Genomic DNA, 16,053 nt, shown 5'->3' with positions numbered 1-16,053 from the left:
CAGCGAGTGAATCTTCAAAAGGTATAGCCAAGATCGGTTAGACATTAAAAGGCATTGGCCCAAACTACATGGACAAAACCGGGAGAAACGGTATCCGCGTAGGTGATATTGAAATGAAAGACTGGAAGAAGCGCTATCGTGCCTTGGCCGATAAGCACGAAGCCATGATTGATTATTACAAGGCGGAGATCGAATACGATCTTAAAGAACTGGAAGCAGAATTCTTTGAAGCAGTGAAAGTCCTCAAGGAATTGACCTTCATTGACAGTGAAGAATACTTGTTCCAAGCGCAACAAGCTGGGAAAAAGATCTTAGCAGAAGGCGCTCAAGGATCGCTATTGGATATTGACTTCGGGACCTATCCTTACGTAACCTCATCAAACACTACCGCTGCCGGAGCTTGTACAGGTCTTGGTGTGGCTCCACGTCAGATCGGTGAGGTGTTTGGAATCTTTAAAGCGTATACCACTCGTGTTGGAAGTGGTCCCTTCCCTACCGAGCTCTTTGACGACTACGGGGAGACCATGGGACGCGTTGGGCGCGAATTTGGAGCGACTACAGGACGTCCAAGACGTTGTGGATGGTTAGACCTTGTAGCTTTGAAATACGCCGTTCAAGTAAACGGAGTGACGCAACTCATGATGATGAAAGGCGATGTACTCAGTGGATTTGACAAACTGATGGTTGCTACTGCTTATAAGTACAAGGGAGAGACCATCACCCACCTGCCGTACAATATCGAACCTGAGAATGTTGAACCTATCTACACAGAAATGAAAGGTTGGTCGCAGGATCTAACTGGGATGACGCAAGCTGATGAGCTGCCAGAGGCGCTTAACAACTACATTGCTTACTTGGAAGGTGAACTCAACGTACCTATCAAGATCGTCTCTGTAGGACCGGATAGAACCCAGACCATTCACCGATAGGAAATTATATCTTTTTTCACAGTTCCCATAGCGGCATTTATGTACTTTTGAGCATGCTTCGTGCGAATATCATAAAAGCGCTACTGCCATTAATGTTGGTTTGTTTTGTCCTTTCCGGACAGGCTCAGACTGATCCCAAACCCTCCAAAGTAGATATTAAATCTGGCTATTTGGAGAAGCGGGAGGATTTCCCAGATGCTGTCATTTACACCAAAGACAACAGTGGACAAGTATTCATTGTTCACGAGGGCGTTGAAATGTGGTGTGACCAGGCTTTTGTCTACATCAAGGAGAATTTTGTCAAGGCTTATGGGAAGGTTCGGATCTCTCAAGGAGATACCGTGGTGATGAATTCCCGCTATGCAGAATACAACGGAAACACCCAATTTGCCTTTGCCACTGGAGACGTGGTACTCAAGGAACCTAAAACCACGCTAACCACGGATACGCTTTATTTTGACCGTATTAAGCAGCAGGCTTTTTACAGAAGCGGGGGAACCGTAATTGACACCGCCAGTACGCTGACCAGTAATGTTGGGCGGTATTTTGCCAAAAATAAAAAGTATCAATTCCTTTCAGACGTAAAGATCGTGAACCCGGAATACACGGTGAATTCCAATCAATTGGATTTCTATTCAGAAACAGGAGGCGCTTACCTCTATGGGCCTTCCACCATTGTCTCTGAGACCAGCACGGTTTATTGCGAACGCGGATATTACGATACCCGAGGCGATACCGGCTACTTTGTAAAGAATTCAAAGATTGACTACGAAACACGCACGCTTTACGGAGACAGTATTTATTTCAATCGGAATACGAGCTTTGCCAGCGCAACCAACAATATCAAGATCTTAGACACGGTCAACAACTCGGTGATCAAAGGTCATTATGCCGAGGTTTTTCGACAAAAGGATTCGCTTTTTATCACCAAGAGAGCGGTAGCCATTACCGTGCGTGATGGAGATTCCATTTATGTTCACGCGGACACGCTTCGGGTTACCGGACCGGAGGACAATCGTATTTTAAAAGGATTCCACCGCGCGCGACTTTATAAAAGTGATATGAGCGGGAAGTGTGATTCCATCTATACCTCCGAGCGCATTGGCCTCACCAAAATGATCACCAATCCAGTGCTTTGGAGCGGTGAAAACCAAATGACGGGTGACACCATTCACATCCTTTCCAACACGGTAACCGAACAATTGGACACGCTCAAAGTGTTTGAGAATGCCTTTTTGATTCAGAAAGACAGTGCCGGGTATAATCAAGTTTCCGGAGTTAGACTTACTGGACTCTTCACAGAGAACGAATTAGATACGGTGAACGTAGATCAAAACGCAGAAGTGGTCTACTATGCGCGCAACACAGACACCAATAAACTCGAAGGAATTGACAATACAATTGGAAGTAGTATTCAGATCACCTTGGAGAATCAGGACATCATTGGGATTCGGTTTATCAATCGCGGAACAGGTAAATTTTATCCTGTCAATATGTACCCGGAAGAAAAGAAATTACTTCCTGGTTTTAATTGGCGAGGCGATGAACGCTTGAAATCGGTAGAAGATCTCTTTATGGGCAAACCACCGCCGAAGCTCCCTAGAATTCGTGGAATACCGCTACCTGAAGATGAAGGCGAGTTCTTTGAAGATGTACCCGAAGAAGAGTTGGAGATCCCTGAATATTCCAACCTAAAACCCAAGGACTTGCTGAACGACCCAGAAGGCCCTAAGGCGCAAGTACGCGATACTTTACAAGACAAGGCTATCCAGGAGAAGGAGAAATTCTTCCCAGGAAAGACCGGTAAAAAGGACAACGATCCAGACGATAACGAGGACGGAGAAAACTAAATGCTCGACGATTTTTATAAACATCAGGCGCAAACCACTCCACATCCGCTGGCTATGGAAGTAGCTCATGCGGAGGGCTCCTATATTTATGATACTGCAGGTAACGCACACTTAGATTTTGTGGCTGGCGTTTCTGCTTGCAGTTTAGGTCACAGGCATCCTCGCGTTGTTAATGCCATTAAAGAACAACTTGACCAATATTTGCACGTAATGGTTTACGGCGAATATGTTCAAGCACCGGTGGTTACTTTAGCCAAAAAGTTAGCAGCGGCCTTGCCGGATCCCTTGGACACTACCTATTTTACAAATTCTGGTACAGAAGCCATTGAAGGCGCTATCAAACTTGCAAGAAGGGTAACCGGACGCAGCGAGCTCATTGGTGCTAATCACGCCTACCACGGCAGTACTTTGGGTTCTTTGAGCCTGATGGGCTTTGAGGAGCGCAAGTCCGCCTTCAGGCCATTAATTCCAGATTGCCGATTTATTGACTTCAACAGCTTTGACCATTTAGCGCGCATTACTGACAAAACAGCAGCAGTTATGGTTGAGACCATTCAAGGGGGAGCTGGATTTATTCTTCCTGAGGCTGGATACCTGAAAGCCCTTTCTGCCCGCTGTAAAGAAGTTGGAGCCTTCTTGATTCTGGACGAAATTCAACCGGGTTTTGGGCGCACCGGAAAGTTATTTGGCTTTATGCATTACGACCTTGTCCCTGATGTAGTCGTTATGGGAAAAGGAATGGGCGGAGGTCTACCTGTTGGTGCATTTACAGCAAGTGCTGTCCATATGAAACAATTGCAAGACAAGCCGAAACTGGGACATATCACCACCTTTGGCGGTAATCCGGTAATTGCGGCCGCCTCTTTAGCGACTCTCAATGAGATCCAAGAATCTGAACTTATGCCACAGACCTTGGAAAAAGAAGCGCTTTTTAGGGACTTACTAAAGCATCCGCAGATCAAAGAAATCCGTGGTAAAGGCCTGATGCTGGCTTTGATCCTTGACAGTGCCGAAATCACCAATCGCGTCGTATTGGAAGCCAAGGAAGCGGGATTGATCCTTTTTTGGCTTCTTTTTGAGCCTCGAGCGGTAAGAATAACCCCACCACTGACCATCAGTAAAGACGAAATTCGGAAAGGTTGTCAGGTCATCTTGGATATCCTCGATAAAATCGATTCCGAATAGAAATTTATAACACACTGATTATCAGCGATTATTAGGCTTAAATTTCTGTTAATTACTTTGTTGACAACATAATCGGCATGAGAATTGAACTCCCATTTACATGGTTAACTTTAATATGGAAGAAACTTAAAACCCCGCTTATGCAATTTGGCGATAAGGACTCTACTAACTTCTCACTTACCCGTTTCGAATCCATGCTGAAAACCAACAATGTGCTCTTCTTTGACGCAGAAGAGTTCGAGGAGATCATTCAGCATTATTTGGACAACGGTAAGATGGCTCTGGCTAAGAAAGCGACCAAACTCGGTTTGGAACAGCATCCTACAGCCACGAACCTGAAGTTGTATAAAGTAGAGATCTACATATTCGAAAACAAGCTGGATCTAGCAGACACCTTGCTCGATGAGCTTTACAGTCTGGAATCTTCCAACGAGGAGATCTTGATCCAGAAGGCCAATGTATTGTCCAGACGCGACAAGCATAAACAAGCCATTGCGCTTTTGGGGAAAGCTTTGAAGATCACAAATGACGCCGCCGATGTCCTTTCACTCATCGGGATGGAATACTTGTTCTTAGAGAATTTTGAACAAGCGAAAACCAATTTCATGCGTTGTTTGGAGATAGATAACCAAGATTATTCAGCACTCTACAATGTGATCTATTGTTTTGATTATTTGGAGCAGCACAGGGAGGCCATTGATTATCTAAACGACTTTTTAAATGTTAATCCGTACTCAGAGGTGGGATGGCATCAAGTCGGTAAACAATATTATACGCTTAAAGAATATAAGAAAGCACTGGCCGCTTATGATTTTGCAATTATTAGTGATGATGGCTTTATTGGTGCTTATTTAGAAAAAGGCAAGGTTCTAGAGAAACTTGGTCGTTACAATGAAGCTATTGCTAGTTACACCATTACTTTGGAGTTGGATGATCCTACCAGTTTTGCGCTCTTGCGCATTGGAAAGTGTCATGAGAAGCTTCGTAATGACGAGCTGGCCCTGCAATTCTATCACAAGTGTATCGAAGAAGACGGCCTTTTAGACAAAGGATGGATCGCTATCACGGATTATTACAACCGTAAAAAGAACTACCAAAAGGCGCTGTACTACATTGACAAAGCCTTGAACATAGACAGTGAGAATGTCTTGTACTGGAAGCGCTACGCGGTGATCAATAAGAACCTAAACCTTTTTGAGGAAGCAGAACACGGATTCCGCAGAACCATTGAATTGGGCAATTATGAGATCGATTCTTGGACCTCGCGCACTGACATTCTGATCCAATTGGGCGAATATGAAGCTGCGATCAATAATCTCAATCAAGCCGCTGAATTTTATCCCGATGCTGTAGAGATCGAGTTCCGTTTGGCCGGTCTTTATTACCTGACGGGTGAAGAAAACAAAGGGCAATTCCATTTGAATAACGCCCTGCGTTTGGATGTTGAATACAGCATCATCATAGAGGAATTATTCCCTACTGTTTTTGCAAAGGCAATCGTACAGAAAATTATTCGCCAATACGAAAACGCTTCTCGCTAGGAATCGTTATTTTTGGGAGAATTCCACTAAGGGTCTATGGCTTCTAACGCGCTTATTTCCCACTTATCGACTTATTTGAAAGGCATCGCCATGGGCGCAGCCGATGTGGTACCTGGAGTTTCCGGCGGTACTATAGCTTTCATAACAGGCATTTATGAAACTTTGATCGGCACCATTCACAAGTTGGATCTGGGTCTGTTCAAACACTGGAAAAATCACGGATTTAAGGCCATGTGGTCTCATTATAACCTCGGATTTTTGGCGGTCCTCTTTTTAGGGATAGCGACCAGTATTTTTTCCTTGGCTAAAATAATCACCCACTTATTAGAAACGCACCCGGTTCTGGTTTGGTCTTTCTTTTTTGGTTTGATTGTTGCCAGTATCATCTATGTAGGTAAACAAATTGACGCTTGGAGACTTCCAGTGATCCTTGCCTTGATTGCCGGCGCGGTGGTCTCTTATTATATTACTATTGCAGAACCCATAGCTGCACAAGACAGCCTCTGGTTTATGGCCTTGGCCGGTTTTATTGCCATTATCGCTATGATCTTGCCGGGACTCTCCGGAGCCTTTATTCTGCTTCTTTTAGGTGCTTACGAACCTGTCATAGGAGCAATCTCTGGAGTCATTGATGGACTAACTGGAGAAGCGGATCTTATGTGGGATTCCTTTTTAAAACTGACCATTTTCGCCATTGGAGCAATCGCAGGACTCAAAGCTTTTTCGGGCATCCTGAATTGGATGTTTAACAACTACAAAACCATTACCCTGGCAGTGTTAACTGGTTTTATGCTAGGAGCCCTCAATAAGGTTTGGCCTTGGAAAGAAGTGATCACGACCCGAATCAATAGTGAAGGCTTGGAAGTTCCTTTACTTGAAAAAAGTATTAGCCCAAGTAATTTTGAAGGCGATCCCCAAATAATGGGTGCTGTAATTGCTGCTGTAGCTGGTTGTGCGCTTATTCTCGGTTTCGAATGGCTAGCAAAACGTAAATCCGCGACAGCAGATGGCAAAGGGGCGTAGTTTTGCTGATGGCATCTGGCTTGTCTTAAAAGGCCTAGCTATGGGTGCAGCCAACAAAGTGCCTGGTGTTTCCGGAGGTGTTGTTGCCTTTGTGGCCGGCTTTTATGAGGAATTCATTTATTCGCTTCAGAAAATAAACAGCAAAGCTTTTGCACTACTGCTCAACGGCAGATTCAGAAGTTTTTATGAATACATCAACGGACAGTTTTTAGGGCTTCTCATCTTGGGAATGCTTATCAGTTATTTCAGTGTTTCTAAAATACTTGACTATTGGCTTCAGCATTACGAACTCTATGTCTGGAGCGGATTCTTTGGGATGATCATTGGGTCGATCTACTACATTGGCCGTGATTTCAAAAAGTGGAACAAACAGACCATAAGCCTGCTTATTGTGGGGGCTATGCTGGGAATCAGCATCAGTTTTTTAGAACCTGCCAAAGAAAATGACAATTTGATCTTTGTGTTTTTCTGCGGAATTGTGGGGGTTTCTGGGATGACTTTGCCCGGACTTTCCGGCTCATTTATTCTGATCTTATTCGGCAATTATGTTTTGCTTTTAGTCGATGCGGTCAATGCGCTCTACGACACGGTTGCGAATATCATCAGTTGGGATTTCTCCTTTACAGACGATCCGAAACGACTGAGATTACTGCTCGTGCTAACCGTCTTTGCCTTAGGCTCCCTTACCGGTTTAGTAACCCTTTCCCACGGTCTGGGTTACGTACTCAAAAGGTTTAGAGGAGCAACTTATGCGGCAATTATTGGTTTTATTACTGGTTCGCTTGGCGTGGTATGGCCTTGGAAACACAAGATCTATGAATACGACGCTTCTGGCGCCATTGCTATTGATGCCAATGGTGATCCGATTATAAGTAATTACGAACGATTTTTTCCTGAATTGATGAGCGCAGAGACGCTTTGGGCTGCGGTCTTTATTGCCTTGGGTGTACTGCTGATTCTCTCTTTAGGATGGTATGATACCTACAAAAGGCGCTAATGGCTCGATTCGGTTTAATAGGAAAGAACATAGACTACTCCTTCAGTCGTGGCTACTTTGGTGATAAATTCAAAGCCTCAGGCCTTGACCACACTTATGAGAATGTGGACCTGCAATCTACTGAGGAATTAGCTGCTTTTTTTGAACAACCCCTACCCTTTCAAGGGCTCAATGTGACCATTCCCTATAAAGCGGCCGTTATCCCGTATTTAGACGAACTTGATTCGGTAGCGGAGGCCATCGGAGCTGTGAATACCATTAAGATTACCGCAGACGGCCGTAAGATTGGCTACAATACAGATCATTACGGGTTTTTAAAAGCATTAGAACCCTTTTTACCCTTAGAAGATCGTTCTGCCTTAATCTTAGGAACAGGTGGCGCCGCAGCTGCCATAGTGCATACCTTGGCCAATCTCGATTTTAGAATTCAATTCGTTTCTCGAGAAGCCTCAGATTCCGCATTGAGCTATGAGCAGGTTAGCCGATACGTGATCTTGGATCATTTGCTTATCGTAAACTGTACCCCCTTGGGCACTCATCCTCACACAGAACAAAGCCCAGCTATACCTTATGATTTTATAACCAATAACCACTTGCTTTTTGATTTGGTTTACAATCCAGAGGTAACCACTTTTATGAAAAATGGAGCCAAGCTTGGTGCCGCTACAACTAACGGATATCAAATGCTCGTTGGTCAAGCAGAAAAGGCTTGGGAAATTTGGAATTCCTAAAAGTCAGTCTTCTAACGCCCATTTTAAACTACAGAATTGCCTTGCAAAATCAGGGGTTAGTTAGTATCTTAACAGTATCTTTTTCTACGAACCCTAACATTGAAAGACATGTCTGACCCTAAAGAGCAGCCGGAAAACTCCGCAGAAGACCCAAAAGCACAAGCCGACTCAGCAGCAAACAAAGCCGCTGAACAGCCGGTCGAAGAGCAAGCCAGTTCAGAATCTGATGAGGCCTCAAACGCAGAGGAAACTGCCTCAGCATTGGCGGCAGACGCCTCAGAACAGGTAGCGGATGATTCCGAAGATACTGCGGACGAAGCTGCGGAAGAGGAAGTCGATTACAGCGGTTTGAGTGCTGCGGACATGGTCAGTACTTTTGATCAATTACTCAAAAGTGGAAAGGTATCTACTATCAAGGCTAAGGTAGACGCGCTAAAGCAAGCTTTCAATGCGCAGTTTCAAGAGGCCTTTGAAAAACAAAAGGAAGCTTTTGTAGCCGAAGGCGGAAACATTGTTGATTTTCATTTTTCCACTCCAGAAAAAAAGGCGTTCAGCACCTTACTTTTCAACTACAAGGAGAAGCTCAACAACCACTACAAAAACCTAAAGAAAGATCTTCAAGCCAACCTAGACAAGCGTTTAGAGCTCATTGAAGAACTCAAAGGACTGCTTGCTGTAGATGAGAACATCAACTCTACCTACAAGCATTTCAAAGACATTCAAGAACGTTGGAGAGAGGCCGGACCCATCCAACGCGACAAATACAATACCGTTTGGAACACCTATCACCACCACGTGGAGAATTTCTATGATTTTCTGCATTTGAATCGTGAGTTCCGCGATATGGATTTCAAGCACAATCTGGATCAGAAATTAAAGATCATCACCCGCGCAGAAGAACTGGCACAAGATGCAGATGTATCCAAAGCCTTTCGTGAATTACAAATGCTTCATAAAGTTTGGAAGGAAGAGCTCGGACCTGTGGCCAAGCAATACCGCGATGAAGTTTGGGAGAAGTTCAGTGCTGCAACTAAGGTCATTCACGACAAGCGCATGAACGCCCAGCAGCAGATGGAGAAATCCTATGAGACCAATTACTTGCAAAAGCAGGAGGTGATCAATAGCATTAAAGAGACGACCAGTCAAGTAAAACCTACACATCAAGGCTGGCAACAAGCCATAAAAAAGGTACAAGACCTGCGCAATCTCTTCTTTGAGATCGGGAAAGTTCCGCGTTCTAAAAATCAGGAGATCTGGGACGCATTTAAAGCCAGCACCAGAGACTTTAATAAGCATAAAAACGATTTCTATAAGAATCAAAAGAAACAGCAGTACACCAATTTGGAAAAGAAATTGGAACTGATCGCAACTGCTGAGAAATACAAGGACGCAGAAGATTTTGAACAGGCGACACCAATCATGAAGCGTATTCAAACCGAATGGAAACAGATCGGTCATGTGCCGAGAAAAGACAGCGACAGGATCTGGAGCGAATTCAAAGCAGCTTGCAACCATTATTTTGATCGAATGCACGCCCGGCGCAATGCTGCAAACAAGGAAGAAGTAGAAGCCTTTGAGAAGAAAAAAGCACTGCTCGATACCTTGACTGGATTCAAAGCATCTAAAGATGTCGACAAGGATCTGGAAAGCATTAAATCACTGCTAGAGGATTGGAAGACCGCCGGTCGTGTTCCTTTCAACAAAAAGAACATTGAATCCAAGTTTCAAAAGGCTTTAGACCAAGCTTTTGACAGCCTTAATATGGATAAGGTAGACGCAGAGATGATCAAATACGACGCTAAGCTGGAATCGCTAAAAGCCCATAATGATCCGCGCAAACTCACCAACGAACGCATTTATGTGAGCAAAAAGATCGACGAGGTGATCCAAGAGATCAATCAATTGGAGAACAACCTCGGGTTTTTCCAAAATAGCGATGCCTCCAATCCGCTGTTCAAAGAAGTCCAAGACAATATTGAGAGACACAAAGAAACGCTTGAGGTTTGGCGCGCTAAGATGAGTAAACTCAAAGCCCTGAATTAGCATTGAGCTGCCCGCTATGTCATAGCACCAGAAAACAGCTTTTTTATCAAGACAGATTGCACAAGTTTTGGCAATGTGATCACTGCATGGGCTTGTTCCGAGCTGCAAATAATATCCCCTCAGCTCATCAAGAAAAAGAACGTTACCTCACTCACAACAATGACGTGAACGATCCGGGCTACCGAAATTTTGTAGCTCCTTTTGTCAAGCACATCACACAGAATTTCAATACAGATCAAACCGGTTTGGATTATGGTGCTGGCACGGGCCCGGTGGCAGCCGTTATGCTGGAAGAAGGCGGTTATGAAGTAAAGCTTTACGATCCCTTTTTTCATCCGGATCCAACACCACTCGATGATACTTATGATTTCATCATTTGTTGTGAGGTCATGGAACACTTCCATCAGCCTGATTTGGAATTCGTCAAACTAAAAAAGCTTTTAAAAGCTAACGGACAATTGATCTGCAAAACGGATCTCTATGACGGAAAACTCAATTTTGAAAAGTGGTATTATAAGAATGACCCCACTCATGTGTTTATCTACCATCAAATGAGTTTGGAATACATTGCCCAACACTTAGGGCTTGAGTTGAGCTATATAGATGGTCGTACACCCGTCTTTAGGCGTCTTTCTTAGCCTTTTCCCAAATCTGATCCATCTCCTCTAAAGACATCTCTGAGAGGCTTCGTTTTTGAGCAGCAGCCGCTTTTTCTAAGAACTGAAAACGCTTGCTGAACTTTTTATTGGTTCGCTCCAGAGCACTCTCCGGATCGATCTTTAAAAATCTGGCGTAATTGATCATAGAAAAGAGCACATCGCCAAATTCAGCCTCCATAGCGCTCATATCGCCTTTATTGACCTCGTGCTGGAATTCAGATAGTTCTTCTTGTAACTTTTCAAAGACTTGATGAGGCTCTTCCCAATCAAATCCAACTCCAGCTACCTTATCTTGAATTCTATTGGCCTTGACCATGGCTGGCAAGGACTTTGGCACCCCTTCTAAAACACTCTTCTTCCCTTCTTTGAGTTTGAGCTTTTCCCAGTTTTGCTTCACCTCTTCTTCATCAGCAACAGTGACATCACCGTAAATATGCGGATGCCGTGAAATGAGTTTTTCTGAGATGCCGTGGGCCACATCAGCTATGTCAAAGGCCTTTTTTTCACTGCCGATTTTAGAATAGAAAAAGATGTGCAACAAAAGGTCTCCCAACTCACCTCGGATGCCTTCCAGATCGTTATCCAAGATCGCATCGCCCAACTCATAGGTCTCTTCAATGGTCAAATGCCTTAGAGATTCCAGAGTCTGCTTCCGATCCCAAGGACACTGCTCCCGCAGTTCATCCATAATGGTTAACAATCGGTCTAAAGCTTGAAGTTGATTCTGTCGTGAGTTCATGGTATAAAATGAGTAGAAACAAATTTAATTAAATGAAAATAGCCATCAAATTGATGGCTATGGTATTATTTTATGGAACGATCTAACCTATTCCTCTTCCTCAGCAGCAAAAGCGCTGTGACCGTTTTTCTGTAGCAGGTTGTACCACTGCACTACTTTTTTAATATCGCTTGGGTATACGCGATCTTCATCATAATCTGGTAGTACCTCAAAGAAATAAGCCTCTAGCTCATCCTTAGAGCTTTTGTGATTAATGGCCTGTCCGCCATTTTCTTTAGCGCTGATCTTATCAAAGACCTCTGCCAACGGCACTTCTTCACTTAAGGTATAAATTGCGATCTCTGAAAGTAGGCTCACATTATGACGTCCGCTAACGCTCAAAGTCTTTCCGTCTACAAGAGATTGTGCCAAAAAACCGGTTCGGGTTTGGGTCTTCAATTCATAAAGACCTGGCTTGCCAGAGATGGCCATGATTTTTTCTAAACTCATAGTGAATCAGCTAAATTTTGGCTGCAAATTAAAGCCCTTTGTTTGGAAATCCCAAGTTCCTTAACGTTTCTTTTTTAGGTTTGGGAATCGCATCTTATAATCAATATGCACCTTTCCTTTGCTGATGTTATTGAGCTTGCCCTTGATTAGGCGCTTCTTGAGAGGAGAGAGCTTATCGGTAAAAAGGATTCCTTCAATATGATCGTACTCATGCTGGATGATACGTGCTGCAATACCGCTGTAGGTGTCCGTATGCTCTTTGAAATTCTCATCCAAATACTTGATGGTTATGGTTTCTTGACGAAACACATCTTCTCGAATATCGGGAATACTCAAACAGCCCTCATTAAAGGCCCACTCATCGCCTTCTTCTTCAAGAATTTGCGCATTGATAAATACTTTTTTGAAGGTGCTGAGCATTTTTCGTTCTTCTTCTGGAAGATCCTCATCGTCTTCAAAAGGCGTTGCATCTACCAAAAACAAACGGATGGAGCGGCCAATCTGCGGAGCAGCCAAGCCAATTCCGTGAGCACCGTACATGGTTTCGAACATGTTTTCTAAAAGCACATCCAGATCAGGATGATCTTCTTTAATATCCACCGCTTTTTTGCGCAAAACGGGATCGCCAAAAGCCACTATAGGTAAAATCATAAGTGATATTCTAAATATTCTTGTAAAATAATGGTGGCACTGACTTGATCAATCAAAGCCTTGTTTTGTCGTTGTTTTTTTGACAAACCACCATCAATCATTGCCTGAAATGCCATTTTACTGGTAAAGCGTTCATCCATACGTTTGATCTCCAAAGATGGAAAGGCTTCTGCCAATTTTAAAGCAAACGCCGCGATCTCCTGCTCTACATCTGAAAAACTCCCGTCGTGTCTTTTGGGTTGCCCAATCAACACAAGATCCACAGCTTCCTGCTCAAAATAATCCTTTAAAAAGGGCAATAATTCTGCGGTTTCAACCGTGGTCAATCCAGACGCGATGAGCCTCAGCGGATCAGTAACCGCCAAACCCGTTCGCTTGGTTCCGTAGTCTATGGCTATAATTCTAGGCATCTACGCTGCAAAAATACAGGATTCACCATTAGTAGCAAACAATCCGCGTGTATTCCGAGACAGCTTAGTATCTTTACCAAAAAAAGAAACATGGAGCAATTAAGACCGCTTATTGAACAAGCTTGGGAAGACCGATCCCGCTTGCAAAACCCAGAAACTATCGCTGCAATCCGCCAGGTGATCAATCACTTAGATGCCGGAGAGCTCCGCTGCGCCTCGCCTATCAAAGGCGGTGGTTGGCAAGTGAATGAATGGGTTAAAAAGGCGGTTGTGCTGTATTTCCCGATTCAGAAGATGGAAACCCTAGAAGCTGGGATTTTTGAATACCACGATAAAATGCCACTCAAAAGAGGCTATGAAGAAAAAGGTATTCGCGTGGTTCCTAATGCTGTTGCCAGACATGGTGCCTACATCTCTAGCGGCGTGATCATGATGCCGAGTTATGTCAATATCGGTGCTTATGTAGATGCGGGAACCATGGTAGACACTTGGGCCACAGTAGGAAGCTGTGCGCAGATCGGTAAAAATGTACACCTTAGCGGTGGCGTTGGAATTGGCGGCGTATTAGAACCCTTACAAGCGGCTCCTGTGATCATTGAAGACAATGCCTTTATCGGTTCCAGAAGTATTGTGGTAGAAGGTGTTCGCGTAGAACGAGAAGCGGTACTCGGCGCCAATGTTGTGGTAACTGCCTCAACCAAGATTATTGACGTTACTGGATCCTCACCAAAAGAATACAAAGGCGTGATCCCAGCAAGATCTGTAGTGATCCCGGGAAGTTACACCAAAACCTTCCCAGCAGGAGACTATCAAGTGTCTTGTGCTTTAATTATCGGACAACGCAAAGAAAGTACGGATAAAAAGACTTCATTGAACGACGCACTGCGTACTTATGACGTAGCCGTTTAAAAGCATTTGAATTGAAAAAAGCACTCGTAATACAACACAAAATGATTGGGGACGTACTCACGTCTTCAATCCTTTTGGAGTTGTTGCGCGAGCAGTATCCGCAGGCGCAATTGGACTACCTCATCAATGAAAATACCAAAGCGGTTGTTCAGGGGAATCCTTTTGTGGATAACATCAAATGCTATCAGCCTCAAAAAGATCAAGACAGCAATTACAAATCTGAATTTACCCAGGCCTTAAAGGCTGAAGGGTATGACTTGGTTGTAGACGTTTATGCCAAATTGCGTTCGGCAAGATTGACCAAGGCAATCAAACCTAAGCAAAGCGTTTCCTACTACAAATGGTACACACAATCTGCCTATAGAAAGACGGTAAAGCCACTCAAAAAGACAGACAAAGATGAAGGTCTTGCATTGGTGAATCGGGCATTATTGCTGGAAACTTTGGGAATTGACATTCCTTTAATTCCAAAGCCTAAACTCTATATAGGTGAAACCGAAAAAAACATTGCCAAACAACAGCTCGCAGCTGCTGGCATCGATGAGAGCCAATTGCTTTTTATGATCTCTGTTTTTGGAAGCAGTGCGGAAAAGACCTACCCTACGGACTATATGGCTCAAGTTTTGGATGACCTAGTGAGCCATACTGGAGCCACCTTACTGTTTAATTATTTGCCTGATCAAAGAGCGCAATTAGACGAGTTAATTGAACTGTGCACGCCCGAGACGCAGCAGCACTTGCGCCCCGATGTTTACGGTAATAGTCTTCGTGAATTCTTAGCGCTTGCCTCCTGTACCCATGCCGTCATTGGCAATGAAGGCGGGGCCGTGAATATGGGTAAGGCTCTTAACGTACCCACCTTCTCTATTTTTTCCCCTTGGATTCTCAAATCAGCATGGAACAGTTATGAACGCAGCGGATTTAACCAATCCATTCACCTGAGTGATATCCGCCCGGAGCGCTACAAAAAACATCCGAAGAAATACAAGCAGCAAGCCGCACAATTGTATCGCGAATTACAAGCTGAATTTGTAATAGAAAAATTGCGCGCCTTTACTGAGCATCACGCCTTTTCCGCAGCTAGACCGTAAGCGGTACGCGTCAACTTTTGCGTTTTAGTGGTTTTGCGGATTGCGGCATTTTTGGTCAACATCTCTGGCTTTACATATCCTCTAGGATGATCCAAATGCACACAGATCGCCGTATATCGGAGCTGTTTTGCTTTAAGCCCAGCATTGAAGAGGCGTTCTCCCAACTCCCGATCTTCTCCACCGTATTGCATGCGTTGATCAAAACCATTAGCGGTGAGAATATCAGACAACCAACCCGAAGAATTATGCCCGTTCCAAGTAGCCTCGGTTGGAGTGATCCAATTCAGGAATTTCTGTTTGGCCGCGTTGGTGGTGAGTTTGTTGTTCTTAAAAGACGATTTAAGCCCCTGCGCTTTTAACCAAGCAACGTCAAAGCAGCGTTGCTGAGCGATATCTTCCTGAGTGATCGCTTTAGATATATCCATAGGAAGTTTAAAGTAGCCGCCGGAGAGAAAGTAGCCCGCTTCCCGATGAGCAGCATGAACAGCGACAAAATCGTTACGAGGAATACAATCGCCATCAGAAAACAACAAATACTCTGCATTAGCAGCCTTAATAGCTGTGTTTAAAATAATGGTCTTTTGAAAGCCGTTGTCCTCATGCCACACATGCGTGACTTCGAAAGGAAGCTCTGGGCGCATGGATTCAATAAGCGTTTTAGTTTCAGCAGTTGATCCGTCATCGGCAATGATCACTTCAAAGTCTTTGAACTGCTGATTGGCATAACCCCAAAGTACTTTTTTCAACCATTCTGGTTGATTGTAAGTGCTTAAAACAATAGCTATTTGCGGCTTTGACATAGGTTT

15 protein-coding genes and 1 pseudogene are annotated in these 16,053 nt (G+C 44.0%); 11 read left to right on the top strand and 5 right to left on the bottom strand.

Going from position 1 to position 16,053, the window contains the following annotated elements; translation table 11 throughout:
• The 9 genes and pseudogenes from HRT75_RS11420 to HRT75_RS11380 all read left to right on the top strand — a co-directional run.
• Positions 1-929 (top strand): annotated as a pseudogene (locus HRT75_RS11420) (adenylosuccinate synthetase); the annotation flags it as partial.
• A 53-nt stretch (positions 930-982) separates the two neighbouring features.
• Positions 983-2,779, top strand: a complete 1,797-nt coding sequence (locus HRT75_RS11415; RefSeq protein ID WP_291186715.1) for an OstA-like protein — start codon at positions 983-985, stop codon at positions 2,777-2,779.
• Positions 2,780-3,964, top strand: coding sequence for an aminotransferase class III-fold pyridoxal phosphate-dependent enzyme (locus HRT75_RS11410; RefSeq protein ID WP_291186712.1), 1,185 nt, complete (start codon positions 2,780-2,782; stop codon positions 3,962-3,964).
• A 140-nt stretch (positions 3,965-4,104) separates the two neighbouring features.
• Complete coding sequence (locus tag HRT75_RS11405) at positions 4,105-5,505, top strand: tetratricopeptide repeat protein (protein ID WP_291186709.1); 1,401 nt, start codon at positions 4,105-4,107, stop codon at positions 5,503-5,505.
• A gap of 36 nt (positions 5,506-5,541) precedes the next feature.
• A complete protein-coding gene (locus HRT75_RS11400; protein ID WP_291186706.1) occupies positions 5,542-6,528 on the top strand; it encodes a DUF368 domain-containing protein in 987 nt (328 codons plus the stop codon).
• Positions 6,512-7,525 (top strand): DUF368 domain-containing protein, encoded by a 1,014-nt coding sequence (locus HRT75_RS11395; RefSeq protein ID WP_291186704.1) that lies wholly within the window; start codon positions 6,512-6,514, stop codon positions 7,523-7,525. The genes HRT75_RS11400 and HRT75_RS11395 overlap by 17 nt, the downstream gene beginning before the upstream one ends.
• Positions 7,525-8,256, top strand: coding sequence for a shikimate dehydrogenase (locus tag HRT75_RS11390; protein WP_291186702.1), 732 nt, complete (start codon positions 7,525-7,527; stop codon positions 8,254-8,256). Before HRT75_RS11395 ends, HRT75_RS11390 begins: the two co-directional genes overlap by 1 nt.
• A gap of 108 nt (positions 8,257-8,364) precedes the next feature.
• Entirely contained in the window at positions 8,365-10,299 is a 1,935-nt protein-coding gene (locus tag HRT75_RS11385; protein WP_291186700.1) for a DUF349 domain-containing protein, read from the top strand.
• Positions 10,300-10,385: 86 nt separating this feature from the next.
• Positions 10,386-10,937: a class I SAM-dependent methyltransferase gene (locus HRT75_RS11380; protein ID WP_291186698.1), complete on the top strand. Its 552-nt coding sequence runs from the start codon at positions 10,386-10,388 to the stop codon at positions 10,935-10,937.
• On the opposite strand, the gene mazG is transcribed toward HRT75_RS11380, so the two are convergent.
• The 4 genes from mazG to ruvX all read right to left on the bottom strand — a co-directional run bounded on the left by mazG (position 10,921) and on the right by ruvX (position 13,247).
• Positions 10,921-11,697, bottom strand: coding sequence for a nucleoside triphosphate pyrophosphohydrolase (gene mazG / locus HRT75_RS11375; RefSeq protein ID WP_291186695.1), 777 nt, complete (start codon positions 11,695-11,697; stop codon positions 10,921-10,923). The two genes, HRT75_RS11380 and mazG, sit on opposite strands and share 17 nt — an antisense overlap.
• An 87-nt stretch (positions 11,698-11,784) precedes the next feature.
• Positions 11,785-12,186: a DUF5606 domain-containing protein gene (locus tag HRT75_RS11370; protein ID WP_291186692.1), complete on the bottom strand. Its 402-nt coding sequence runs from the start codon at positions 12,184-12,186 to the stop codon at positions 11,785-11,787.
• Between the two features lie 60 nt (positions 12,187-12,246).
• Positions 12,247-12,837 (bottom strand): peptide deformylase, encoded by a 591-nt coding sequence (gene def / locus HRT75_RS11365; protein WP_291186689.1) that lies wholly within the window; start codon positions 12,835-12,837, stop codon positions 12,247-12,249.
• On the bottom strand, positions 12,834-13,247 hold the full coding sequence (gene ruvX / locus HRT75_RS11360) for a Holliday junction resolvase RuvX (RefSeq protein ID WP_291186686.1): 414 nt from the start codon (positions 13,245-13,247) through the stop codon (positions 12,834-12,836). Before ruvX ends, def begins: the two co-directional genes overlap by 4 nt.
• A gap of 90 nt (positions 13,248-13,337) precedes the next feature.
• Between ruvX and HRT75_RS11355 the strand changes: the two genes are divergently transcribed.
• Positions 13,338-14,156, top strand: a complete 819-nt coding sequence (locus tag HRT75_RS11355; RefSeq protein ID WP_291186684.1) for a 2,3,4,5-tetrahydropyridine-2,6-dicarboxylate N-succinyltransferase — start codon at positions 13,338-13,340, stop codon at positions 14,154-14,156.
• Between the two features lie 41 nt (positions 14,157-14,197).
• Complete coding sequence (locus HRT75_RS11350) at positions 14,198-15,247, top strand: glycosyltransferase family 9 protein (protein ID WP_291186681.1); 1,050 nt, start codon at positions 14,198-14,200, stop codon at positions 15,245-15,247.
• Here the strand turns inward: HRT75_RS11350 and HRT75_RS11345 are convergent.
• Positions 15,220-16,047 (bottom strand): glycosyltransferase family 2 protein, encoded by an 828-nt coding sequence (locus HRT75_RS11345; RefSeq protein WP_291186718.1) that lies wholly within the window; start codon positions 16,045-16,047, stop codon positions 15,220-15,222. The two genes, HRT75_RS11350 and HRT75_RS11345, sit on opposite strands and share 28 nt — an antisense overlap.
• Between the last annotated feature and the right edge of the window lie 6 nt (positions 16,048-16,053).

The organism is Gilvibacter sp. (assembly GCF_013214815.1).
GTDB lineage: Bacteria > Bacteroidota > Bacteroidia > Flavobacteriales > Flavobacteriaceae > Gilvibacter.
The sequence above is the reverse complement of the archived record's forward strand: the minus strand, read 5'-3'. Positions and strand labels throughout refer to the sequence as shown.

Coding starts and splice junctions, on each gene's coding strand:
- HRT75_RS11415 (WP_291186715.1), top strand. CDS start 983: ATGCTTCGTGCGAATATCATAAAAGCGCTACTGCCATTAATGTTGGTT.
- HRT75_RS11410 (WP_291186712.1), top strand. CDS start 2,780: ATGCTCGACGATTTTTATAAACATCAGGCGCAAACCACTCCACATCCG.
- HRT75_RS11405 (WP_291186709.1), top strand. CDS start 4,105: ATGCAATTTGGCGATAAGGACTCTACTAACTTCTCACTTACCCGTTTC.
- HRT75_RS11400 (WP_291186706.1), top strand. CDS start 5,542: ATGGCTTCTAACGCGCTTATTTCCCACTTATCGACTTATTTGAAAGGC.
- HRT75_RS11395 (WP_291186704.1), top strand. CDS start 6,512: ATGGCAAAGGGGCGTAGTTTTGCTGATGGCATCTGGCTTGTCTTAAAA.
- HRT75_RS11390 (WP_291186702.1), top strand. CDS start 7,525: ATGGCTCGATTCGGTTTAATAGGAAAGAACATAGACTACTCCTTCAGT.
- HRT75_RS11385 (WP_291186700.1), top strand. CDS start 8,365: ATGTCTGACCCTAAAGAGCAGCCGGAAAACTCCGCAGAAGACCCAAAA.
- HRT75_RS11380 (WP_291186698.1), top strand. CDS start 10,386: ATGGGCTTGTTCCGAGCTGCAAATAATATCCCCTCAGCTCATCAAGAA.
- mazG (WP_291186695.1), bottom strand. CDS start 11,697: ATGAACTCACGACAGAATCAACTTCAAGCTTTAGACCGATTGTTAACC.
- HRT75_RS11370 (WP_291186692.1), bottom strand. CDS start 12,186: ATGAGTTTAGAAAAAATCATGGCCATCTCTGGCAAGCCAGGTCTTTAT.
- def (WP_291186689.1), bottom strand. CDS start 12,837: ATGATTTTACCTATAGTGGCTTTTGGCGATCCCGTTTTGCGCAAAAAA.
- ruvX (WP_291186686.1), bottom strand. CDS start 13,247: ATGCCTAGAATTATAGCCATAGACTACGGAACCAAGCGAACGGGTTTG.
- HRT75_RS11355 (WP_291186684.1), top strand. CDS start 13,338: ATGGAGCAATTAAGACCGCTTATTGAACAAGCTTGGGAAGACCGATCC.
- HRT75_RS11350 (WP_291186681.1), top strand. CDS start 14,198: ATGATTGGGGACGTACTCACGTCTTCAATCCTTTTGGAGTTGTTGCGC.
- HRT75_RS11345 (WP_291186718.1), bottom strand. CDS start 16,047: ATGTCAAAGCCGCAAATAGCTATTGTTTTAAGCACTTACAATCAACCA.